Consider the following 20,642-nt stretch of genomic DNA (forward strand, 5'->3'; position numbering starts at 1 on the left):
CGGGTGCCGCGCACGCCGCCGGTCAGGCGCCGAGGGACTGGGCCGTGGTGACTTCCCAGGCGAACCCGTCCGGGTCGGTGAACGCCGCGGCCGCGTGGTTGACGGCGATCCGGTGCGCGCCGGTGCCTTCGGGGGCGACGCCGGCGTCCTTGGCGAGCGCCTTGCGGCGGTAGAGCGCGAGCTTCACCGGGCCGTCGGCGGCGAACTCGACGTACATGCGGCCGAAGCTCTTGCCGACGGTGAAGCCGTGGTCGACGTAGAACTTCTTGCTGGCGGCCACGTCGTCGACGCCGAGCAGGAGGACCACGGCGTCGAACTCGCGGGTGGCCGGGCCGGTGTTCTTCTTCGCGGAGGTGGCGACCTTCCAGATGGCGCCGTCGGGCGCCCGGACGACGCCGCCGTAGCCCCACAGGGACTTGGTGGCGGGCTTGAGCACCGTGGCCCCGGCTTCGACGGCGGTGCCGAGCAGGGAATCGACGTCGGCGGGCTGCGCGACGGTGAGGGAGAGGGTGTAGCCGCGGAACCCGCCGGACGGCGCCTCGGCGGCCCGGAAGCGCAGCTGCGAGGTGATCCCGAAGGCGGCGGAGTAGAAGCGCTCGGCGGCCGCGGTGTCGGTGACTTCGAGGGTGATGGTGTCGATGTTCGTCATGCCGGTAACGCTAGGTGCGGCCCGGTGACCAGCGCTTCTCGATTCCTGATCGGTCTGCGGCGGCGTGGCCACGGTGGGTAAAGAGCGATACACGCGACAGGCGACGACGTTCTCCTCCGACACAGGACCCGAGACCCGCTCGACGGGGTGATTTCCCTACTCTGTCAGGGAAGTCTCAACCATCCACAGTGGATGGCGTGCCGGCGGCGGTGCGCCACCGGCCCGGTGGTACGCCGTGGTGGCGCTTGAACGCCGCGGCGAACGAGAACTCCGACGCGTACCCCAGTGAGCGGGCCACCGCGGCCAGGGCGGCGTCGCCGTCTCGCAGCTGCTCGCGGGCCAGGGCCATCCGCCAGTCGGCGACGTACGTCAGCGGGGCCACGCCCAGCAGCTGGGTGAACCTGCGGGCGAACGTCGCCCGGGACAGGGAGGCTTCCCCGGCCAGGTCGGCGACCGTCCAGGTGCGGGCGGGTTCGGCGTGCACCGCGCGCAGGGCCGCGCCGACCGACGCGTCGTCCATCGCGCGGAACCACGCCGGCGCGGTCTCGCCGTCCGTGGCGAGCTGCTCCCGCAGCACCTGCACCAGGACGACGTCGAGCAGGCTGTCCAGCAGCGCCTGCTGCCCCGGCGCGTCGCGGAGGATCTCGGCCGCGAACACGTCGAGCGTCGCGCGCAGGCTCGAGCCCGCGCACGGGCGGACCACCGTCAGGTCCGGCAGCCCGGCGAGCAGGCCCGCGCAAAGTTCGCCTTCGAAGGTGTACGCGCCGCAGAAGAACGTCGTGGGGTCGCCCGCTTCGGCGCCGAACTCCAGGCGGCGCGCGCCGCGGGCCGGGCCGGTCGCGCGCGGGTAGGCGAACGGCACGACGCCGGCGCCCGGCGTGTGGGCCATGAACTGCTCGACCGGCCCGCGGACCAGGACGACGTCACCGGGCAGCACCTGGCGGGCGCGGCCGGGGTCGTCGGTCCACGCGAACGCCTCGCCGCCGAGGATGCCGTGGATCGCGAGCTTGGCGCCGGTCGGGAACCGGATGCCCCACGCGCCGCGCGCCGTCGAGTGCGAGAACGCGGCGCCGCGGGCCCGCGAGCGCTGCAGCAGATCTGTCAACACGTCCACGGCATGAGACGATCGCATATTTTTTCGCGTGAATCCAGCATGGATCATGCCGCCCGGCTCCGGTTTGCTGGACCGCAGGACCAAGGATCCGGAAGGAGGGCGAGATGCCCCAGGCAGTGCGGTTCGACGAGTACGGCGACATCGACGTGCTGGAGGTGCGGGACGTGCCCCGGCCGGTGCCCGCGGCGGACGAGGTGCTGGTGCGCGTGCGGGCGGCCGGCGTCAACCCGGGGGAGAACACGATCCGGTCCGGCGCGCTGCACGAGCGCTGGCCCGCGACGTTCCCGTCCGGTGAGGGCAGCGACCTCGCCGGTGTCGTGGCGGAGGTCGGCCCGGCGGTGCGCACCTGGTCCGCCGGCGACGAGGTGATCGGCTGGGTGGACACCCGCGCCAGCCACGCCGAGCTGGTCGCGGTGCCGGCGGCCCAGCTCGTGGCACGCGATCCCGCGGTGCCGTGGGAGGCCGGCGGCGCGCTCTTCGTCGCCGGGACCACCGCGCACGCGAACGTCCGCGCGGTCGGGGCCGGGCCGGGGGACACGGTCGTCGTCGCGGGCGCCGCCGGCGGTGTCGGCTCGCTGACGGTGCAGCTGCTGCGCCACGCCGGCGCGACGGTGATCGGGCTCGCGGGCGAGGCCAACCACGCCTGGCTGCGCGGGCACGGCGTGCTGCCGGTGACCTACGGCGACGGCGTGCTCGACCGGATCCGCGAAGCCGCGCCCGACGGCGTCGACGCGTTCATCGACAACTTCGGCGACGGCTACGTCGACCTGGCCCTGGAACTCGGTGTCGCGAAGGACCGGATCAACACGATCATCGACTTCGCCGGCGTCGCGCGCACCGGCGTGAAGGGCGAGGGCATGACGGGGTCCGCGAACGCCGAGGTGCTGGCCGAGCTCGTCAAGCTCGTCGCGGTCGGCGACCTCGAGGTCCCGATCGCCGCCACCTACCCGCTCGCCCGGGTCCGCGACGCCTACCGCGACCTGATGCGCCGCCACGCGCGCGGCAAGATCGTGCTCGTGCCGTAGGTCAGTACGCGTTCTTGATGACGAAGTAGGAGCCGCGGATGGTGCCGGCCAGCTTCGACTTCTGCCGGGCGAACTTGAACGAGGAGAGCTCGTCGGGGATCTCCATGCCGTCGGAGAGCTTGAACCCGACGGCGCGCTTCCCGGAGTCTTCGAGCGTGTACATGACGTTGATCGACAGGCCGCTCTCGTAGAAGACGTACGCCATGCGGATGCCCTCGACCTCGAACTCGGTCACCTCGAGCGGGCGTGACGCGATGACGATGCCGCGCTCCTCCTCGAGGATCCGGTTCACCCAGTCGAGGGTCTTCGCGGCGTCGCTCGCCGGCTCGACCGTGAAGACGTGGTCGTACTTGTTCTTGAAGTACCGGGCCTCGTTCGCTCGCAGGCCGGCGAGCGCGGGCGCGACCGGCGACGACTCCAGTCCGGTGGTCGACACAGTGGCGAAGTCCACGGCGTAGGACATGGTGAGCTCCTTTCAGCGGGTGCGCTCGTGACGAAGGTAGACGACTCCCGCCGTGGTCACAGCTCCATCAGGGCGAGGCTCGCCGCCGTGTTCCGGTCGCCGACGACGTCGCCCGGCCGGATCGCCTCGTCGAGCTCCCGCACCTGAGCGGGCGAAAGCACGATGTCGACCGCCGCGGCGTTCTCCTCGACGTGCCGGTAGCTGGTCGTGCTGGGGATCGGCACGATCCCGTCGTCCTTCGCGAGCAGCCAGGCCAGCGCGAGCTGGGCGGTGGTGCAGCCGACCTCCTCCGCGACCGCGTGCACCCGCTCGACGAGCGCGAGGTTGCGGCCGAGGTTGCCGTCCTGGAAGCGCGGCTGCAGGCGGCGCAGGTCGGTGGGCTCCAGGCCGTCCAGTGTGGTCAGTTCACCGGTGAGCAGGCCGCGCCCGACCGGCGCGTAGGCGACGACGCTGACGCCGAGCTCTTGCGCCGTGGGCAGGATCTTGTCCTCGATGTGCCTGCTGAGCAGCGAGTACTCGCTCTGCAGGGCCGTGATCGGGTGGATCGCGCAGGCCTGGCGCAACGTCTCGGCGTTGACCTCGGACAGGCCGAGGTGGCGCACCTTGCCGGCCTGGACCAGGTCCTTCATCGTCAGGATGACCTCTTCGACCGGCACGTGCGGGTTCCGCCGGTGGAGGTAGTACAGGTCGATGTGGTCGGTCCCGAGCCGGGCGAGGGACTCGTCGACCGAGCGCCGGATGTAGCCGGGCGAGTTGTCCACGACGCGGTCGTCCCCGCTGCGGACGAACCCGAACTTCGTGGCCAGCACGACGGCGTCCCGCCGGCCGCGCAGGGCCCGGCCGACGAGCCGTTCGTTGGCGGACTCGCCGTAGGGCCGCGCGCCGAAGGAAGGCGCCGTGTCGATGAGGGTGATCCCGTGGTCGATCGCCCGGCGGATGGTGTCGACACCGGCCGCCTCGTCGGCCCGGCCGTAGAACTCCGACATGCCCATGCAGCCGAGTCCGATGGCGGACACCTTGAGGCCCGACTCGCCGAGTTCGCGTCTGTGCACCGGTCGTCTCCTCAGCGGTTCGCCGCGCGCTCGATGTAAGCGCGCGAATCGTCCGGGTCCAGCGCCATCGAGCTGAGCAGTTCGAACTCCTGCACGTACTGGTGCACTTCGTTCTCCGTGTCGATGAAGAAGAACCTGGTCTTGTTCTCCAGGTAGACGACGTCCGGCCGGTGGGTGGCCATCGACTCCAGCACCGAGAAGGAGCCGGACGTCACCGGCGGGATCCCGGACTTGAAGAGCAGGACCTGAATGGTGACATCCGGTCGCGCGGAAAGCTCGGCCAGGTGCCGGAACTGCGCGCGGGTGACGGTGGTGTCGATGCGCCCGTCCGGGGTCCGGATGGGCCGCCGGAACGCGGCTTCGTCGATCACGGCGGCCAGCCGCATGGGCGGGTTTTCCCGCCGCAGCACCGCTTGCCGGCGGCGCGCGATGTCGACGCGCCGGTCGATCTCGGCCGGCGAGGGCACCTGCAGGGTCGACTGGATGACGTGCCGCGAGTACTCCGGCGTCTGCAGCAGCGCGTGGGGGACGAGGGCGCAGTAGCACCGGAGGCCGACCGAACCCGACTCCAGCTTGATCAGGCTGGAGTACCCGGACGACAGGTTGTTCGCGTAGGCGTCCCACCAGCCCTGCGCCCGGGCCGACGCGGCCAGCCCGCGCAGGTGTTCGGCCTTCTCGTCGAGGACTTCGTACAGGACGAACAGCGCCTCGAGGTCGTCCTGGCCGATCCCGATCCGGCCCGTCTCGATCCGGGACACCTTGGACGTCGACCAGCCGAGCCGGTCCGCGGCGTCCTTGCCGGTGAGGCCGACGGTCGAGCGCAGCTGCCGGAGTTCGCGGGCCAGCTGGCGCTCGCGCGCGGACGGTGCGTCCTGCGTCATGAGGCGGATGACCCCCTCGGGGTAGTGCATGCCGGATTTCGCGGTAGTCCTCGGGGGATCATACGGCACATCTTGCCTGGTCGTTCCCGTGCAATATTGCAATCACACTATCCGCGCGTCGCCGCGCTGACTCATCCTGGGAGTGCCCCTCGGGAGGAGGACCGCTCATGTTCGAGGGTTATCCGGAGATCGTCGGGACCACGGCCCGCGCGGCCGGGTCGGAGGTCGAGACCGGCCGGGTGCCGGATCCGCGGCGGGGAGCCGGCTTCGGCGGCCCTTCGCCGGTCCACGCCGTCCGGTCGGCGGGCCGGCGGCAGGCGGTGCACCGGACGATCCTCGTCGTGGACGTCGAGGGCTTCGGGAACCCGCAGCGGACGAACCGGGACCAGGTCGCGGTGCGCGGCGGGGTGTACCGGGCGCTGGCGGTGGCGTTCGAAGCGGCCGGGATCCCTTGGGACAGCTGCGATGTCGAGGACCGCGGCGACGGCGTGTTCGTCCTGGCCGGGGCGGAGGTGCCCAAAGCCGCCTTCGTCGAGTCGCTGCCGAGGGCCCTGGCCACCGCGCTGCGCCGGCACAACCGCACGCACCAGGACCCGGAACGGATCCGGCTGCGGATGGCGCTGCACGCCGGCGAGATCACCTACGACGACTTCGGGGTCACCGCGAAGTCGATCAACCTGGCGTTCCGGCTCCTCGACGCGCCGCCGTTGAAAGCCGCCTTGGCGGATTCGCCGGGGGTACTGGCGCTCATCGTCTCGTCCTGGTTCTTCAACGAGGTGGTCCGGCACAGCCCGATCGAGGACGCGACCACCTACCGGCAGGCCGACGTCACGGTCAAGGAAACGGCCGTCCGGGCCTGGATCTCCCTGCCCGACCGCCCCTACGCGCCCGACGACGCGCCTCGGCCGCCGCGGAACGTGCCGCGGCTGCCCGCCCGGCCGCGGTCGTTCACCGGGCGGACCCGGGAGCTGGCCGAGCTCACGCGGTCGGTGCCCGCGGCCGACGACGCCGCCCCGATCGTCGCGATCGTCGGCATGGGCGGCATCGGGAAAACCTGGCTCGCGCTGCAGTGGGCCCACGACAACGCCCACCGGTTCCCCGACGGGCAGCTGTACGTGAACCTGCGTGGCTTCGACCCGTCGGGCGCCCCGGTGGAACCGGTCGAGGCGATCCGCGGGTTCCTCGACGCGCTGCGGCTGCCTTCGGGTTCGATCCCGCTCGACCCCGAAGGCCAGGCGGCGCTGTTCCGGGACACGGTGGCGGACCGGCGGATGCTGATCGTGCTGGACAACGCCAGGGACAGCCGCCAGGTGGCGGCGCTGCTGCCCGACAGCCCGGGCTGCACCGTGGTGATCACCAGCCGCAACCAGCTGACCGGCCTCCTGACCACGCACGACGTCCGGTCGCTGACCCTGGACGTGCTGGACGCCCCGGAAGCCCGGGAACTGCTCGCGAAGCGCCTCGGCGGCCGGGCCGAAACCGACCGGGCCGCGGTGGACGAGCTGGTGATCTACTGCGCCGGCCTGCCGCTCGCGCTGGGGATCGTGGCGGCGTACGCGGCGACCTGCTCGGACCTCCCGCTCACGCTGCTGGCCGCCGAGCTCGGGGAGACGTCGGCCCGGCTGGACGCGCTCGACGGCGGCGAGCTCACGTCGAACCTGCGTGCCGCCCTGTCCTGGTCCCACGACGCGCTCGAGTCCGAGGCCGCGCACGTGTTCCGGCTGCTCGGGGTGGCCCCGGGCCCGGACATCGGGCTGCCCGCGATCGCGGTCCTCACCGGGTTGCCCGCCGGCCGGGTCACCACGTTGGTGCGGCAGCTCGAGAACGCGCACCTGGTGCAGCGCCACGGGGCGTCCCGCTACCGGATGCACGACCTCGTCCGGCTCTACGCGAGCGAGCGGGCCGCCGAACCGCGCTCGGGCGGGGTGCAGGCGTTGCGCCGGCTCGTCGGCTTCTACCTGCACGCCGGCTACGCCGGCGAACGGCTCCTGTACCCGCACCGCAAGCCGATCGACATCGGCGACCGGCCGGTCCCGTTCGTCATCCCGGACTTCGCCGACGACGCCGCGGTCCTCGCCTGGTTCGACGCCGAACACGCGGGTCTGCTCGCCGCCCAGCAGGCCGCCGCCCGGCAGGAGTGGCCGGAGCTCGTCTGGCAGCTCGCCTGGACGCTGCACGGATATCTGTTGCGGCGCGGGCACTTGCACGAGCAGCTGGCGACGTGGGGTGCCGCGCTCACCGCCGCGGAGGAGCTGGACGACCCCGAGCTGGAAGGGCACGCGCACCGCCTGCTCGGCCAGGCGTACGCGCGGGCGGGCCTGCGCGCCGAGGCGTCGAGCCACCTGCACCGCGCACTCGTCCTGGCCCGGGAAACCGGTGACACCCACGGGGAAGCGCGCACCTACCACGACCTCACGGGGGTCTGGCGGCAGCTGGACGACCGGCTGGCCCTGGACTACGCCGACCTGGCGCTGCGCCTGTTCCGGACGCTGGACAACCCGGTGTGGGAAGGCGAAGCGCTCAGCATGGTGGGCTGGTACCAGGCCCTGCTGGGCGACTTCCGGCAGGCGCGGGCGACCTGCCGGCAGGCGCTGGCGTTGTTCGTCCGGCACGGCAACCGGCAGGGCGAAGCCGTCACCTTGGACTGCCTCGGCTACATCGAGCACCACTGCGGGCGCCACGACCGGGCGCTGGCCTGCTTCCGGGAGTCCCTCGAGCTGTGCCGGAGCCTCGGCGCCACCTACTACGAGGCGGACACCCTGGACCACCTGGCCCGGACCCACGCCGCACTCGGCCAGCACGCCGAGGCGCGCGAGGCGTGGGTGCGCGCCTTGGCGTTGAGCCGCGCCCAGCACCGGATCGCCGACGTGAACCGCATCGCGCGCCAGCTGGCCGACATCGACGACGCCGAGGCGTGGAGCCTGACGGCTCAGCCGTCGGCGTGAGCCGGCAAGGTCCGGCGCAGGAAGTCCGTGGTCAGCTCCCAGGCCCGGGCCGCCGCTTCGGGGTTGTGGAACATCGGGGCCACGTTGTTGTGGAAGGCGTGGCCCGCGCTCTCCTGGACGTGGATCTCCGCACCGGGGTGCGCGGCCACCGCGGACTCCACGACCGCCACGTCCGACCGCGGGATGTACGGGTCCTGGCCGCCGAAGTGGAACTGGACCGGGCACGTGATCCGCGTCAGGTCGGCGATCCGCGCGGCCACCGTCGAGCCGTAGAACGACACGGCCGCGTCCGGGTCACCCGCGGCCGCCGCCGCGAAGGCCAGTGAGCCGCCCAGGCAGAAGCCCAGTACGCCCACGCCGCCCGTCACCGATTCTTGCGCGCGGAGGTGCGCCACCGTGGCCAGGACGTCCGCCAGTCCCAGTTCCGGGTCGAAAGACGCCGCCACGGCCATCGACGCCGCCACGCCCGCTTCGTCGTGCGTCGACGTCCAGCCCGGCGCCGTCCGCCAGAACAGCTCCGGGACCGCCACCACGTACCCCGCCGCCGCGAGGTCCGCCGCGACCGAGCGCAGGTAGTCGTCCAGGCCGAAGATCTCCTGGACCAGCACCAGGCCCGGGCCGCGGCCGGACGGCGGCCGCCACACCGGGAGGTCCGTCAGCACGTTCTTCACCGCAAGGACCTCTCGATGACGTCGGCGACCAGGGCGGCCTGCGAGCCGTCCGGGTCGAGGTCGGGGTCGAACACGGTCAGCTCGAAGCCCGCCGCGCCCGGGAGCGCGACCAGGCGGCGCAGTACCGAAACCAGCGTGTCCGGGTCGAGGCCGCCCGGATCGGGACTGTCCACTGCGGACACATGAGTCGGGTCGAGGACGTCGATGTCCACGTGGATCCAGAAGCCGGCCGGCTCCGGCAACGCCGGCACCGGTTCGCCGGCCATCAGGGCCTCCGAAGTGACGTAGCGGATCCCGGCGGCGTGGAGCCGGGCCGACTCCGCGGCCCGCACGCCCAGCACCAGCACGTCCTCGTCCCGGACGTACGGCCGCAGCCCGTCGATGTCGGCCAGGTCGTCGGCACCGCGGCCGGTCATGATCGCCAGGTCCTCGCCCGCCGCCGCGCCGACGTGGCCGGCGACGCCCAGGTGGCGGAAGTCGTCGTGGCCGTCCAGGTAGACGATGCCGTACCGGCCGGCGCGGCGCAGCGCCAGCATCGCGCCCAGGGAGATCGAGCAGTCGCCGCCCAGCACCACCGGGAACCCGCCCGCGTCGCGGACCGAAGCCACCCGCGAAGCGAGCGCTCGCGTGTAGGACGCGATGGCCGCCGAGTTGCGGACGCCGTCGCCCGGCTGCCACGTCCCGAGGTAGCGGCCCGGCGTCACGACACCGCCGTCCGCCGCCTTCAGCCGGTCGAGGATGCCGAGGTCGCGCAGCACGCCGGGCGTCTTGTAACAGCCGGGCGCCGCGCCTTCGACCGGCGGCCGCAGGCCCAGGTTGGACGGCGCGTCGATCAGGACGAACTTCTTCACCCGGTCACCGTACTGGCTCCGCCGCTGATCGGGCCCTAAGTTGGGGTGCCGACCAAGGAGGCGCGATGGCCGAACGCACCAAGTACATCCTGGACGAAGCCGATCTCCCGACCCAGTGGTACAACGTCATCCCCGACCTGCCCGAGCCGCCGCCACCGCCGCTGCACCCCGGCACCCGCGAGCCGGTCGGCCCGGACGACCTGGCCCCGCTGTTCCCGCAGGCCCTCATCGCCCAGGAGGTGACGACTGATCGTTATGTCGACATCCCCGAGGAGGTCCGGGAGGTCTACCGGCTCTGGCGGCCGTCGCCGCTGTTCCGCGCGCGGCGGCTGGAAAAGGCGCTCGGCACGCCGGCGCGGATCTACTACAAGTACGAGGGCGTCAGCCCGGTCGGCTCGCACAAGCCGAACACCGCGGTGCCGCAGGCGTTCTACAACGCACAAGAAGGCGTCACGCGGCTGACGACCGAAACCGGCGCCGGCCAGTGGGGGAGCGCGCTCGCGTTCGCCTGCGCGCAGTACGGGCTGGAGTGCGAGGTCTGGCAGGTGCGGGCGTCCTACGACCAGAAGCCCTACCGCAAGCTGATGATGGAGACGTTCGGCGCGACCGTCCACCCGAGCCCGTCCGAGCTGACCGAGTCCGGCCGCGCGATCCTCAAGGACCACCCGGACTCCACGGGCAGCCTCGGCATCGCGATCAGTGAGGCCGTCGAGCAGGCGGCGCAGGACCCCGATGCGCGGTACGCGCTGGGCAGCGTCCTCAACCACGTGCTGCTGCACCAGACGATCATCGGCGAAGAGGCGCTCAAGCAGTTCGAGCTGGCCGGAGACACCCCCGACGTGCTCGTCGGCTGCACCGGCGGCGGCTCCAACTTCGGCGGGCTCGCCTTCCCGTTCCTGCGCGAGAAGCTGGCCGGCCGGATGGACCCGGTGATCCGAGCGGTCGAGCCGGCCGCGTGCCCGTCGCTGACGCGCGGCAAGTACGCCTACGACTTCGGCGACACCGCCGGGCTCACGCCGTTGCTGAAGATGCACACGCTCGGCCACGAGTTCATCCCGGACCCGATCCACGCGGGCGGCCTGCGCTACCACGGGATGTCGCCGCTGATCTCGCACATCTACGAGCTGGGCCTGATCGAAGCGATCGCGATCGGCCAGCAGGAGTGCTTCGCCGCGGGCGTCCGGTTCGCGCGGTCCGAGGGCATCATCCCGGCACCGGAGCCGACCCACGCACTGGCGGCGTGCATCCAGGAAGCGTTGCGGTGCAAGGAAACCGGCGAGGAGAAGGTGATCCTCACGGCCCTGTGCGGCCACGCTCACCTGGACCTGCCGGCCTACGGCGCCTACCTCGCCGGGGACATGGTGGACAACGAGCTCTCCGCGGCCACCCTCGAAGAGTCCCTCGCCACCCTGCCGTAGCGCCCGGCTCGCCCGGAGGTCAGCGCAGGTCGGGGATCTCCGGGCGGGTCAGCTCGGTGCGGGCGTCCGCGAGGACGACGCGGTCGCGGCCCGCGGCCTTCGCGGCGAACACCGCGTCGTCCGCGGCCTGCAGCAGGATCGTGTAGTCCGTGGCCGTTTCCGGGTAGACCGCCGCGCCGATCGAGGCCGTCAAGCCGTCGATCACCTCCGGCTTGCCCGGGCGGACCACCGGGACCGGGACTTCGGTGCGGGCGATCGCCGCGCGGATGCGGTTCGCGATCGAGACGATCTCCGCGCTCGTCGCGCCCGGGAGCAGGACCACGAACTCGTCGCCGCCGAAGCGGCCCACGTAGTCGCCGCCGCGGACCGAGCCCTGGATCGCCGCCGCGATCGCGCGCAGGACCTCGTCACCCGCCAGGTGGCCGTTGCCGTCGTCGATGGCCTTGAAGTGGTCCAGGTCGATCATCAGCACGCCCGCGGTCGACGACAGCTCGGCGGCGCGCGCCAGCTCGTTGCGGGCCAGCTGGACCCAGAACTCCGGCGCCAGCAACGCCGTCTTCGAGTCCGTGCGCGCCGCGGCCTGGAACTGCGGCAGCAGCAGGCCGATGTGCAACGCCACCGGCGTCACCATCAGCACCGGCAGCAGCCACGGCCGCACCGTCATCACCAGCGCGATGCCGCAGCCGACGCCGACCGCGGCCAGCACGATCAGCACGTCCGACGGGTTGCCGAACGCCTGCCGCGGCGGCTTCCCGGGGTTGCTCATCAGGATCGCGAGGATCACCAGCACGTAGTTGAGTCCGAAGTAGACGATCCCGGACAGCAGCAGGGCCGTCATGCCGCCGAAGCCGTCGAGGTAGGGCACGTATGGCGCCGCGTGCCCGGTGCCCGCGGACAGCACGAAGCCCGCGGCGGTGCACGCCAGGATGACGGTCGCCGCGGAGAACACTTTCCGGTGAACCACGCCGCGTCGTTTGTAGACCCGCACCCACGAGTGGCCGTAGCTGACCGCGATGACCACCGTGGCCAGCGGCGGGGGCAGCAGCAGGAGCCCCGCGAAGATCCAGATCGACTGCAGGTGCATGTGCGGCCGGCCGTCGGCGGCGAGCTCGCGGATGCGCTCGATGCGTTGTGCCGCTTCGAGGTGCACGACCTCGCCGGCCAGGATCAGGCCGCACCAGACCAAGGACTGGGTGGTGACGGGCACCAGCGCGGCCGTCGCGAGGATCGCGACCACCGCCAGCACGTCGACGACGAGGACGTAGCCGAACACCGGAGTGGCCAGCTTCCACATCGCCCACGTACGGATACCCGATCGTGGACGTTCTGAGCTGGGCTTTCGCCCTTGGGACCCGGACAATCCCACGAAACGCCCCTCTTCTCAGGACGGAACTCTTCGCGGAAATCGTCACTGTAATCGAACGAACGCGGTGTGTCACTAGGCCGGTCAGGCTACCGTTCGGTCACGCACCGTGCAAGATCCCTTACGAACAGGAGAAACCATGTCCCACTTCCTGCCCAACGCGAACATCGTCCCGTCCCGGCGCCGCGCGCAGCGGCCGACCGACTGGACGCGCCAGCTGCCCACCGACTGGACCCGCGCGATCCCGACGGACTGGACCCCGCGGCAGCTGCCGACCGACTGGACCGCCCGCGAGCTGCCGACGGACTGGACCGTCCGCCGGTTGCCGACCGACTGGGCCCGCCCCGGCGTCTCGCCAGCACTGCCCGAGTGCCCGACCGACTGGACGCTGCGCTGACCACCCTCCGGTGACCGGCCCGCGCCGGTCACCGGGGCCCCGGTTGCGCCCGCCGCCACAGGGAGGCCGCGCCGATTGCGGCTGCCACGCCGAGGACCGCGAGACCTGCAAGCCGGTCACCGGGGCTCCGGTTGCGCCCGCCGCCATAGCGAGGCCGCGCCGATTGCGGCTGCCACGCCGATCGCGCCCGCGCCGGCGACCACGGCGTGCGGTGCGGCGCGCTCGGCCGCGAGCCCGGCCAGTACCACGCCGAGGCCTTGCGACACCCGCAGCGCCGTCAAGGCGAAGCCGAAGGCCTGCGCGCGCTGGGCGTCCGGCGTCAGCTGGACGAACGTCGTGTTGGCGATGAGGTTGTACGAGCTGGCCACGCCGGACAGCGTCAGCAACGCCAGCGTGGCCTCCAGGTCCGGCCGCAGCGCACAGCCCAGCAGGGCCGCGCACGCGAGCACGGCCAGCGGGCCCAGCAAGCGGCTCCGCCGTGCCGGCGGGATCCGTGACAGCGCCGCCATTCCGAGCACGTTCCCCAGCGCGTACGCCCCCAGCAGCAGCCCGACCACGACCGCGCCGCCGCCCAGTTCCGCCGCGTACGGTGCCGCGATCGCCTCGCCCGCGATGTAGATCCCCGACACGCACCCCAACGCCACCAGGGCGAGCCGCCGGCGGTCGCCGACCACCACCGTCCAGCCCGCTCGCACGTGCCGCCACCACCGGACGCCGGACGACTCGCGCGGTGGCCGTGTCCGGACGCCCGTGACCAGGACCAGTGCGGACACCGCGAAGCTCGCCGCGTCCGCCAGCAGGGCGCCGCCCGTGCCGATGGCCGCCACCAACAGCCCGCCCAGTGCGAAGCCGGCGACCTGGCCCGCCTGGACGAGCATCATCAGCAGGCCCATCCCCGGCACGAACGTCTCGCCCGGCAGCACCTGCGGCAGCAGCGCCGCCCGCGCGGAGTTCCACACCGGGTTGAACAGCTGGACGCCGACCAGCAGCGCGGCCACCGCGGGCAGCGGCAAGCCGGGCCACGCCATCACCGCCACGGCCACCGCGCGCACGACGTCGCACGACACCATCACCAGCCGCGGCGGGTACCGGTCGGCCAGCCCCGACAGCAGCGGCCCGCCCACGAGGTCCGGCAGGAACGTCAGCGCGTACGTCAGCGCCGCCCAGCCCGGCGAGTTCGTGCGGTCGTAGACCAGGATCGACAGCGCGACGCGCGCCAGCTGGTCACCGGTGACCGAGACCAGCTGCGCCGAGAACAACGCCCGGAACTCGGCCACCGCGAGGACGTCCCGGAAGCCGACCGCGCGCGCCGCCATGGGCACTCACGGTACCTCCGCGAGCGCTCAGCGTGAACGGCCGTTAGGAGGGGCCGCAGGTGATTTTCGGCTGCGGGTTGTAGCGGACGGTCCGGGTCGAGCGGCTCACCTCGCGGCCGGACGCGGCGTCCTTCATCACGCGGGTGTCGGTCGTGGTGAACCCGGGCGCGCCGTTGGACGCGTGGCAGTTCTCCGCCGGGCCCGGCTTGGTCGGCGGATCGGTCGGGTTGGAGCGCTCGCCGGGGATCGACTCGACGGTGTACCGCTTGGTGCCCCACAGCTTCACGGTGATCGACGACGGCGTCCAGATCGTCTGGATCGCGATGCCGGTCGGCGAGTCGTTGGTGAACTTGATGTCGATCACGCTGGCGCCGTTGGGGTTCTGGAACACCGTCGCCTCGCGCGCGGCGGGGTAGCGGCTGATGTAGTAGCTGTGCTCCTTGTGCCCCGCGTCCTTCATGCCCGCAAAGTACGACGCGTTGTACAGCGTGGTCGCGAACTGCGAGATGCCGCCGCCGACCTCGCGCGCCGGGGCGCCGTTCTCGATGACGCCGGCCTCGACGTACCCCTGCGGCTTGCCGCGCGGGCCGGTGAACCCGTTGAGGCTGAAGGTTTCCCCGGGCTTGACGATGGCGCCGTTGACCTTCTGCGCGACGACGCGGATGTTCGTGCCGGAGTCGGGTGCGAAGCCGCCGGTGGTGAACTCGCCGACGACCTCCTTGACGCCCAGCTGGTTCGCCTGGTCCGTGGTCACCTTCGCCGGGGTGTTCTTGTAGATGGCCGGGACCTCGCGGCCGCCGGTCTTCTTGAGCACGTCCGGCAGCGGCTTGAGGCTCGGGTCCCAGTCGATGGTCCGGCCGTCGACCGACGGGTCCACCGCGGGCTTGCCGCCGTCGAAGACGACGGTGGCGTCCTTGCCCTCCTTCTCGGTGGACTTCAGCTGCGGTCCGGCGGCCTCGGCGATCTTCGCGTTGTCGATCTTCGGCGTCAGCCCGCCCCCGTCGGCCGGCTCGAAGGTGAGCGCCGCGGCGATCGCCTCGGGCTGCACCGTGGCGTCCTTGCCGTCGCCCTTGACGACCAGCGGGCCCGACACGGCCGGCTTCGCGAACTGGTCCAGCGCGGCCTGGACGCCCTCGGGGGTGGTCCGGACCGGCGTGCTCGTCACCGGCAGCGCCAGGGTCTCGCCGCTCGCCCACTTCTCGACGACCGCGGCCGTCGCGGCCGGGACGTCGAGCTTCTGCCCGGGCTTCGGCGGCACGGCGACCGGGTTCGCGCCCTCGAACTTCACGGTGCCTTCGACCGGGTCGCGGTCGACCTGGCCGCGCAGCTGCTCCAGCGCGGTGGTGAGCTTCGCGTCCTCGGCGTGGCTGACCACGCCGACCTCGCGGCGCGAGAAGAGCGACGCGAGCCGCGTGAACGGGTTCAGCGGCTGTTCGCCGGCCTGGTCGAGGGTCTGGGCCCAGTCGAGGCTCAGCCCGGCGAGCGTCGGCGACAGCGTGCCCTGGACGTCTCCGGCCGTCACGGCCATCGGACGGGTGAGCCGCGGCTCGATCTTGCCGCGCAGTTCCTGCTCGGCGGCGTCGCGGTCCATGCCGCCGACGTCGACACCCGCGACGGTCACGCCGCGCGGGACGCTGCCCTGGCTGACGAGCAGGTCGACGCCGTAGAGGACGACGAGGAAGCCGAACACCCCGCCCGCGATCCAGCCGGCCTTGCGCGCGTTGAAACGCTTGGCGGGCGCGGGGCCGGGTTCCGGTTCGGGCCGGACGACCGGCAGGACGTCCGTCTGCTCACCGTGTGACTCGGGCCAACGCGGTTCGTACGGCAACTCTCCACCCCTTCAACGCGGCGCCGGGTCGCCCCGGTGTCGGGGTCAGCGTACGGGGCACCCGGACAAGCCGTACGACTCGCCCTAACGGGGGAGGAACCGGTCACGGGACGGTCAACGGGCGTCGGGTTCCGGGTTGTGGCCCGCCCGGGCGAGGAAGTCGAAGTCGCAGCCTTCGTCCGCCTGCGTGATGTGCTCGCTGTAGAGCGCACCGTAACCCCGCTCGAAGCGCGGTGCAGGCTCGGTCCACTCGGCACGCCGCCGCTCCAGCTCCGCATCGGACACTTCGAGACGCAGGGTGCGCGCGGGAACGTCGAGGGTGATCAGGTCGCCGTCGCGGACCAAGGCAAGGGGGCCGCCCACGTGCGACTCGGGTGCGACGTGCAGGACGCACGCGCCGTAGCTGGTGCCGCTCATCCGCGCGTCGGAAATCCGGACCATGTCCCGGACGCCCTGCTCCAGCAGGTGCGACGGGATCGGCAGCATCCCGTACTCCGGCATGCCGGGGCCGCCGAGCGGCCCGGACCCGCGCAGCACGAGCACGGAGTCCGCGGTGATTTCGGGATTTTCGATGCGCTTCTTCAGGTCCGGGTAGTTTTCGAACACCACGGCCGGACCGGTGTGCGTCAGCAGGTGCGGCTCGGCGGCGATGTGCTTGATCACCGCGCCCGACGGCGCCAGGTTGCCGTGCAGCACCGCGACCCCGCCTTCCGCGGCGACCGGGTTGTCCCGCGTGCGGATGACGTCGTCGTTGTGCACCCGCGCCGGCGCGAGGTTCTCGCCGAGGGTGCGGCCGGTGACGGTGGGCCGCTCGGGGTGCAGCAGGTCGGTCAGCCGCGACAGCAGCCCGGGCAGGCCGCCGGCGTAGTAGAAGTCCTCCATCAGCCAGTCGCCGCCGGGGCGGATGTTCGCGAGCACCGGCACGCGCCGCGCGAGCGCGTCGAAGTCGGCCAGGCTCACCGGGATGCCGCTGCGCCCGGCCATCGCGATCAGGTGGATCACGGCGTTGGTCGACCCGCCCAGCGCGAGCACGGTCGTGATCGCGTCTTCGTACGCGCGCTTGTCGAGGACCTGCGTGATCGTCAGGTCCTCCCAGACCATGCCGACGATCCGGGCGCCGCTCGCCGCGGCCATCCGGTGGTGCGCCGAGTCGACGGCCGGGATCGACGCCGCGCCCGGCAGCGTCACGCCGAGCACTTCGGCGGCCGACGTCATCGTGGACGCCGTCCCCATCGTCATGCAGTGCCCGGGGGAACGGGCCAGGCCCCGTTCCAGTTCGGACATCTCGGCGTCGCCTATCAGTCCGGCGCGCTTGTCATCCCAGTACTTCCACATGTCGGTGCCGCTGCCGAGCACCTCGGTGCGCCAGTGCCCGCGCAGCATCGGGCCGGCCGGGACGAAGATCGCGGGCAGCCCGGCGCTCGCCGCGCCCATCAGCAACGCCGGCGTCGTCTTGTCGCAGCCGCCCATCAGGACCGCGCCGTCGATCGGGTAGGACCGCAGGATCTCCTCGGTCTCCATCGCCAGGAGGTTGCGGTAGAGCATCGGTGTCGGCTTCTGGTAGGTCTCCGACAGCGTCGCGACCGGGAACTCCAGCGGGAAGCCGCCGGCCTGCCAGACGCCGCGTTTGACCTGCTCCGCGCGTTCGCGCAGGTGCATGTGGCAGGGGTTGACGTCCGACCACGTGTTCAGGATGCCGATGACGGGTTTGCCGAGGTGCTCTTCCGGGTTGTAGCCCAGCTGGCGGCTGCGGGCGCGGTGGCTGAAGGTGCGCAGTTCGTCGCCGCCGAACCACCGGTGGCTGCGGAGCTCCTCGGGTGCTTTCATGGGATTCAGTATGGCATCTGATATACGATCTCGGAGGCCTGGTTGAATGGTTCCGAAGAGAGTGAGGGAGCGCATCATGACCGGGACGTTCAGCCTGCCCGCATCCCGGACCGAAGTGGTCCTGGAGGAGATCCGCCGCGGCATCCTCACCCGCGAGCTGGTCCCCGGCCAGCCGCTCGTCGAAGCGGAGCTGGCCGCGAAGCTCGGCGTGTCGAAGACGCCGGTGCGCGAGGCGCTCAAGGTCCTCTCCAACTCCGGTCTGGTGACGTTCAGCCCGTACAAGGGAGCCTCGGTCGTCAAGGTCGACGCCGAGCTCGCGAAGTCCGTCTACGACGTGCGGATGGTCCTCGAACCCGAGGCCGTCCGCCGGACCGTGGAGCAGCACGACAGCGCGTTGCTCGACGACGCGGCCGAAGCGCTGAAGGAGGCGTCGGCGGCCATCGCCGACAAGGACCAGGCCGCGCTCAGCCTGCTCAACCGCCGGTTCCACCGCGCCCTCTACCTCGGCTGCGGCAACCCGCTGCTGGTCTCCATCCTGGACGACCTCAAGGACCGCGCGGCGCTGATCAGCGTCGTCGGCTGGGAGGCCAACCCCAGCTGGAAGAAGGAGTGGACCGAGCACAAGGCGGTCCTCGCCGCGGCCAAGAAGGGCGACGCCGAAGGGGCCGCGTCGCTCCTGAAGGACCACATCGGCGGGTTCCTCGACCGGGTCCTCAAGGCGATCGAATGAAGCTGCTGCTCATCTCGGACACCCACGCCCGCCCGCTGCCGGACCGGGTGTGGGCCGAGGTGGCGGCCGCGGACGTCGTCGTGCACGCCGGCGACTGGGTCGAGGTCTCGCTGCTGGACGAGCTGGAGCGGCGCGGCAAGCGCCTGATCGGGGTCTACGGCAACAACGACGGCGCCGACCTGCGCGCCCGGCTGCCCGAGATCGCCCGCGCGGACCTCGGCGGCCTGCGCCTGGCCGTGATCCACGAGACGGGCGCGAAGCAGGGCCGTGAACAGCGGTGCGACGCGCGGTTCCCGGACACCGACGTGCTGGTCTTCGGGCACAGCCACATCCCGTGGGACACGACCACCCCGGCGGGCCTGCGGCTGCTCAACCCCGGCTCGCCGACCGACCGCCGTCGCCAGCCCTTCTGCACCTACCAGACGGCGACCGTCGAAGACGGCGTGCTGAAGGACGTCGAGCTGCACGAACTGCCCAAGAGGGGGTAGACAGGTCCCATGGATCCGGCATGGGCCTTGCGGGAGATCGCGTTCCAGCTCGAACGCGCGGGGGAGCCGACGTACCGCGTGCGCGCGTTCCGGAACGCGGCCGCGACCGTCGACAAGACCGATGCCGCGCAGCTGGCTTCGATGGCCGAGAACGGCACGCTCACGTCGTTGCCCGGGATCGGCAAGGCCACCGCGGGCGTCATCGAGGACGCGCTGGCCGGCCGCGACCCGGAGTACCGGTCGAAGATCGTCGAGAAGAAGCTGCCGGACGGCGAGCCGCTGCGCTCGGCGCTCCGCGGGGACTGCCACACGCATTCGGACTGGTCGGACGGCGGCAGCTCGATCGGCGAGATGGCCGTCGCGGGCCGGGAAATCGGGCACGAGTGGATGGTGCTGACCGACCACTCGCCGCGGCTGACCGTCGCGAACGGGCTCTCGCCGGACCGGCTGCGGACGCAGATGCAGCTCGTCGCCAAGGCCAACGAGCTGATGGCGCCGTTCCGGCTGCTGCAGGGCATCGAGGTCGACATCCTCGACGACGGGTCCCTCGACCAGGAAGAGGACCTGCTGGGAGAGCTGGACTTCGTGGTCGCGAGCGTGCATTCGAAACTGCGGATGCCGGCCCGCGACATGACGCGGCGGATGCTCGCCGCGGTCCGGAACCCGCACGTCCGCGTCCTGGGGCACTGCACCGGCCGGCTGGTCGTCGGGCGGGGCCGGCCGGAGTCGGAGTTCGACGCCGAAAAGGTGTTCACCGCGTGCCGCGAAAACGGCGTGGCCGTCGAAATCAACTCGCGCCCGGAACGGCTCGACCCGCCGATGAAGCTGCTGCGCCTGGCCGCGGAGATCGGCTGCGAATTCGCCATCGACAGCGACGCGCACGCGCCGGGCCAGCTCGACTGGCAGCCCTACGGGTGCGAGCGCGCGGTCAAGGCGGGCATCGGGCCGGAGCGGATCATCAACACCCGCACGGCCGACGAGCTGCTCAGCCGCTGATCTCGATCACCGGGTGCTGGGCCGGGTCGAGCCAGCGCAGGAGCGCCTCGAGGTCGGCGGCGGGGATCGCGACGCAGCCCGCGGTGGGTTTTCCGGTGGTGACGTGCAGGAAGAACGCCGACCCGGCACCCGGTACGACGGGCGAGCGGTTGTAGTCGATGACGACGGCGTGGGCGTAGGCCGGGCCCGCCTCGCCGAGGTTCTCGCCCGCGGCCTCGTCGAACGGGCAGGTGCCGGGCGCGCACGAGACATGCGTGTTGTAGTAACGGGATTCCGGGTCCGAAACCCACCAGTCCGACGTCGTCACGACGCGGTAGGGCAGCGCGGTCCGCGCGGCCTCGGTGCCGAACGCCTCGGTCAGCGGCCAGACGCCGGCCGGGGTGCGCGAAGTCGCTTCGCTCGCCTGGCCGATGCCGTCCTTGCCGACCTGGGCCGTGATCGGGCCGTACGCCTTCGTCCACCCGTCTCCGGTGCGCTGCCACGCCGTGAGGACGGCCGTGGTCGCGCTCGCCGGGTCCGCGGCCACCGTGACCCGCTGCTGCGGACCCGGTGACACCGGCGTGGCGGCGCCGGTGCCGAGCACGGCGGCCGCGGCCAGCGTGACGCCGAGCGATCTCCTGCGCATGCA

At 72.0% G+C, this 20,642-nt stretch carries 19 protein-coding genes; 7 read left to right on the forward strand and 12 right to left on the reverse strand.

What is annotated here, in order from left to right:
- Positions 1–22: 22 nt before the first annotated feature.
- On the reverse strand, positions 23–649 hold the full coding sequence (locus ACWEN0_RS42920; protein ID WP_451986610.1) for a glyoxalase: 627 nt from the start codon (positions 647–649) through the stop codon (positions 23–25).
- Positions 650–824: 175 nt separating this feature from the next.
- Positions 825–1,763, reverse strand: coding sequence for an AraC family transcriptional regulator (locus tag ACWEN0_RS42925; RefSeq protein WP_451986612.1), 939 nt, complete (start codon positions 1,761–1,763; stop codon positions 825–827).
- Between the two features lie 104 nt (positions 1,764–1,867).
- On the opposite strand from ACWEN0_RS42925, the gene ACWEN0_RS42930 reads away from it, so the two are divergent.
- The gene (locus ACWEN0_RS42930) at positions 1,868–2,788 is read left to right on the forward strand and encodes an NADP-dependent oxidoreductase (RefSeq protein ID WP_451986614.1); all 921 of its coding nucleotides are present in this window, start codon (positions 1,868–1,870) and stop codon (positions 2,786–2,788) included.
- Position 2,789: 1 nt separating this feature from the next.
- Here the strand turns inward: ACWEN0_RS42930 and ACWEN0_RS42935 are convergent, their stop codons facing one another.
- From ACWEN0_RS42935 to ACWEN0_RS42945, 3 genes are read right to left on the reverse strand one after another with little or no spacing between them, the layout of a single operon-like run.
- On the reverse strand, positions 2,790–3,251 hold the full coding sequence (locus ACWEN0_RS42935; protein ID WP_451986616.1) for a phage tail protein: 462 nt from the start codon (positions 3,249–3,251) through the stop codon (positions 2,790–2,792).
- A 56-nt stretch (positions 3,252–3,307) separates the two neighbouring features.
- A complete protein-coding gene (locus ACWEN0_RS42940) occupies positions 3,308–4,303 on the reverse strand; it encodes an aldo/keto reductase (RefSeq protein ID WP_451986618.1) in 996 nt (331 codons plus the stop codon).
- Between the two features lie 11 nt (positions 4,304–4,314).
- Positions 4,315–5,214: a helix-turn-helix domain-containing protein gene (locus tag ACWEN0_RS42945; RefSeq protein ID WP_451986620.1), complete on the reverse strand. Its 900-nt coding sequence runs from the start codon at positions 5,212–5,214 to the stop codon at positions 4,315–4,317.
- A 137-nt stretch (positions 5,215–5,351) separates the two neighbouring features.
- Between ACWEN0_RS42945 and ACWEN0_RS42950 the strand changes: the two genes are divergently transcribed.
- Positions 5,352–8,129 carry an ATP-binding protein gene (locus ACWEN0_RS42950; protein WP_451986622.1) on the forward strand — a complete coding sequence of 926 codons (2,778 nt, stop codon included), beginning with the start codon at positions 5,352–5,354 and terminating at the stop codon, positions 8,127–8,129.
- Here ACWEN0_RS42950 and ACWEN0_RS42955 read toward each other — a convergent pair.
- Positions 8,114–8,800 carry a dienelactone hydrolase family protein gene (locus tag ACWEN0_RS42955; protein ID WP_451986624.1) on the reverse strand — a complete coding sequence of 229 codons (687 nt, stop codon included), beginning with the start codon at positions 8,798–8,800 and terminating at the stop codon, positions 8,114–8,116. The genes ACWEN0_RS42950 and ACWEN0_RS42955 overlap by 16 nt on opposite strands.
- The gene (locus tag ACWEN0_RS42960) at positions 8,797–9,651 is read right to left on the reverse strand and encodes an arginase family protein (protein WP_451986626.1); all 855 of its coding nucleotides are present in this window, start codon (positions 9,649–9,651) and stop codon (positions 8,797–8,799) included. The genes ACWEN0_RS42955 and ACWEN0_RS42960 overlap by 4 nt, the downstream gene beginning before the upstream one ends.
- 65 nt (positions 9,652–9,716) lie before the next feature.
- Here ACWEN0_RS42960 and ACWEN0_RS42965 point away from each other — a divergent pair, with 65 nt between their 5' ends.
- Positions 9,717–11,069: a TrpB-like pyridoxal phosphate-dependent enzyme gene (locus ACWEN0_RS42965; RefSeq protein ID WP_451986628.1), complete on the forward strand. Its 1,353-nt coding sequence runs from the start codon at positions 9,717–9,719 to the stop codon at positions 11,067–11,069.
- A 19-nt stretch (positions 11,070–11,088) separates the two neighbouring features.
- On the opposite strand, the gene ACWEN0_RS42970 is transcribed toward ACWEN0_RS42965, so the two are convergent.
- Positions 11,089–12,363 (reverse strand): diguanylate cyclase, encoded by a 1,275-nt coding sequence (locus ACWEN0_RS42970; RefSeq protein WP_451986630.1) that lies wholly within the window; start codon positions 12,361–12,363, stop codon positions 11,089–11,091.
- Between the two features lie 208 nt (positions 12,364–12,571).
- Between ACWEN0_RS42970 and ACWEN0_RS42975 the strand changes: the two genes are divergently transcribed.
- A complete protein-coding gene (locus ACWEN0_RS42975; RefSeq protein ID WP_451986632.1) occupies positions 12,572–12,829 on the forward strand; it encodes a hypothetical protein in 258 nt (85 codons plus the stop codon).
- A gap of 116 nt (positions 12,830–12,945) precedes the next feature.
- Here ACWEN0_RS42975 and ACWEN0_RS42980 read toward each other — a convergent pair whose 3' ends face one another.
- The 3 genes from ACWEN0_RS42980 to araD all read right to left on the reverse strand — a co-directional run bounded on the left by ACWEN0_RS42980 (position 12,946) and on the right by araD (position 17,800).
- Positions 12,946–14,145, reverse strand: a complete 1,200-nt coding sequence (locus ACWEN0_RS42980) for an MFS transporter (RefSeq protein ID WP_451986634.1) — start codon at positions 14,143–14,145, stop codon at positions 12,946–12,948.
- Positions 14,146–14,188: 43 nt separating this feature from the next.
- Complete coding sequence (locus ACWEN0_RS42985; protein ID WP_451986636.1) at positions 14,189–15,973, reverse strand: VanW family protein; 1,785 nt, start codon at positions 15,971–15,973, stop codon at positions 14,189–14,191.
- A gap of 114 nt (positions 15,974–16,087) precedes the next feature.
- On the reverse strand, positions 16,088–17,800 hold the full coding sequence (gene araD / locus ACWEN0_RS42990) for an L-arabinonate dehydratase (protein WP_451986638.1): 1,713 nt from the start codon (positions 17,798–17,800) through the stop codon (positions 16,088–16,090).
- A 76-nt stretch (positions 17,801–17,876) separates the two neighbouring features.
- On the opposite strand from araD, the gene ACWEN0_RS42995 reads away from it, so the two are divergent.
- Genes ACWEN0_RS42995 through ACWEN0_RS43005 form a run of 3 tightly spaced genes read left to right on the forward strand, consistent with a single transcriptional unit; the run spans position 17,877 to position 20,014 of the window.
- Positions 17,877–18,530, forward strand: coding sequence for a GntR family transcriptional regulator (locus tag ACWEN0_RS42995; protein ID WP_451986640.1), 654 nt, complete (start codon positions 17,877–17,879; stop codon positions 18,528–18,530).
- Positions 18,527–19,018 carry a metallophosphoesterase family protein gene (locus tag ACWEN0_RS43000; RefSeq protein WP_451986642.1) on the forward strand — a complete coding sequence of 164 codons (492 nt, stop codon included), beginning with the start codon at positions 18,527–18,529 and terminating at the stop codon, positions 19,016–19,018. The genes ACWEN0_RS42995 and ACWEN0_RS43000 overlap by 4 nt, the downstream gene beginning before the upstream one ends.
- A 9-nt stretch (positions 19,019–19,027) precedes the next feature.
- Positions 19,028–20,014: a PHP domain-containing protein gene (locus tag ACWEN0_RS43005; protein ID WP_451986644.1), complete on the forward strand. Its 987-nt coding sequence runs from the start codon at positions 19,028–19,030 to the stop codon at positions 20,012–20,014.
- Here ACWEN0_RS43005 and ACWEN0_RS43010 read toward each other — a convergent pair.
- Positions 20,004–20,639 (reverse strand): L,D-transpeptidase family protein, encoded by a 636-nt coding sequence (locus tag ACWEN0_RS43010; protein WP_451986646.1) that lies wholly within the window; start codon positions 20,637–20,639, stop codon positions 20,004–20,006. The two genes, ACWEN0_RS43005 and ACWEN0_RS43010, sit on opposite strands and share 11 nt — an antisense overlap.
- Positions 20,640–20,642: the final 3 nt, after the last annotated feature.

Source organism: Amycolatopsis sp. NPDC004378, assembly GCF_053602455.1.

Excerpts from the sequence above, each read along its gene's own strand:
- ACWEN0_RS42975 (WP_451986632.1), top strand. The coding sequence starts at position 12,572 with ATGTCCCACTTCCTGCCCAACGCGAACATCGTCCCGTCCCGGCGCCGC.
- ACWEN0_RS42920 (WP_451986610.1), bottom strand. The coding sequence starts at position 649 with ATGACGAACATCGACACCATCACCCTCGAAGTCACCGACACCGCGGCC.
- ACWEN0_RS42930 (WP_451986614.1), top strand. The coding sequence starts at position 1,868 with ATGCCCCAGGCAGTGCGGTTCGACGAGTACGGCGACATCGACGTGCTG.
- ACWEN0_RS42980 (WP_451986634.1), bottom strand. The coding sequence starts at position 14,145 with ATGGCGGCGCGCGCGGTCGGCTTCCGGGACGTCCTCGCGGTGGCCGAG.
- araD (WP_451986638.1), bottom strand. The coding sequence starts at position 17,800 with ATGAAAGCACCCGAGGAGCTCCGCAGCCACCGGTGGTTCGGCGGCGAC.
- ACWEN0_RS42945 (WP_451986620.1), bottom strand. The coding sequence starts at position 5,214 with ATGCACTACCCCGAGGGGGTCATCCGCCTCATGACGCAGGACGCACCG.
- ACWEN0_RS42965 (WP_451986628.1), top strand. The coding sequence starts at position 9,717 with ATGGCCGAACGCACCAAGTACATCCTGGACGAAGCCGATCTCCCGACC.
- ACWEN0_RS42950 (WP_451986622.1), top strand. The coding sequence starts at position 5,352 with ATGTTCGAGGGTTATCCGGAGATCGTCGGGACCACGGCCCGCGCGGCC.
- ACWEN0_RS42970 (WP_451986630.1), bottom strand. The coding sequence starts at position 12,363 with ATGTGGAAGCTGGCCACTCCGGTGTTCGGCTACGTCCTCGTCGTCGAC.
- ACWEN0_RS43000 (WP_451986642.1), top strand. The coding sequence starts at position 18,527 with ATGAAGCTGCTGCTCATCTCGGACACCCACGCCCGCCCGCTGCCGGAC.
- ACWEN0_RS42995 (WP_451986640.1), top strand. The coding sequence starts at position 17,877 with ATGACCGGGACGTTCAGCCTGCCCGCATCCCGGACCGAAGTGGTCCTG.
- ACWEN0_RS43010 (WP_451986646.1), bottom strand. The coding sequence starts at position 20,639 with ATGCGCAGGAGATCGCTCGGCGTCACGCTGGCCGCGGCCGCCGTGCTC.
- ACWEN0_RS43005 (WP_451986644.1), top strand. The coding sequence starts at position 19,028 with ATGGATCCGGCATGGGCCTTGCGGGAGATCGCGTTCCAGCTCGAACGC.
- ACWEN0_RS42935 (WP_451986616.1), bottom strand. The coding sequence starts at position 3,251 with ATGTCCTACGCCGTGGACTTCGCCACTGTGTCGACCACCGGACTGGAG.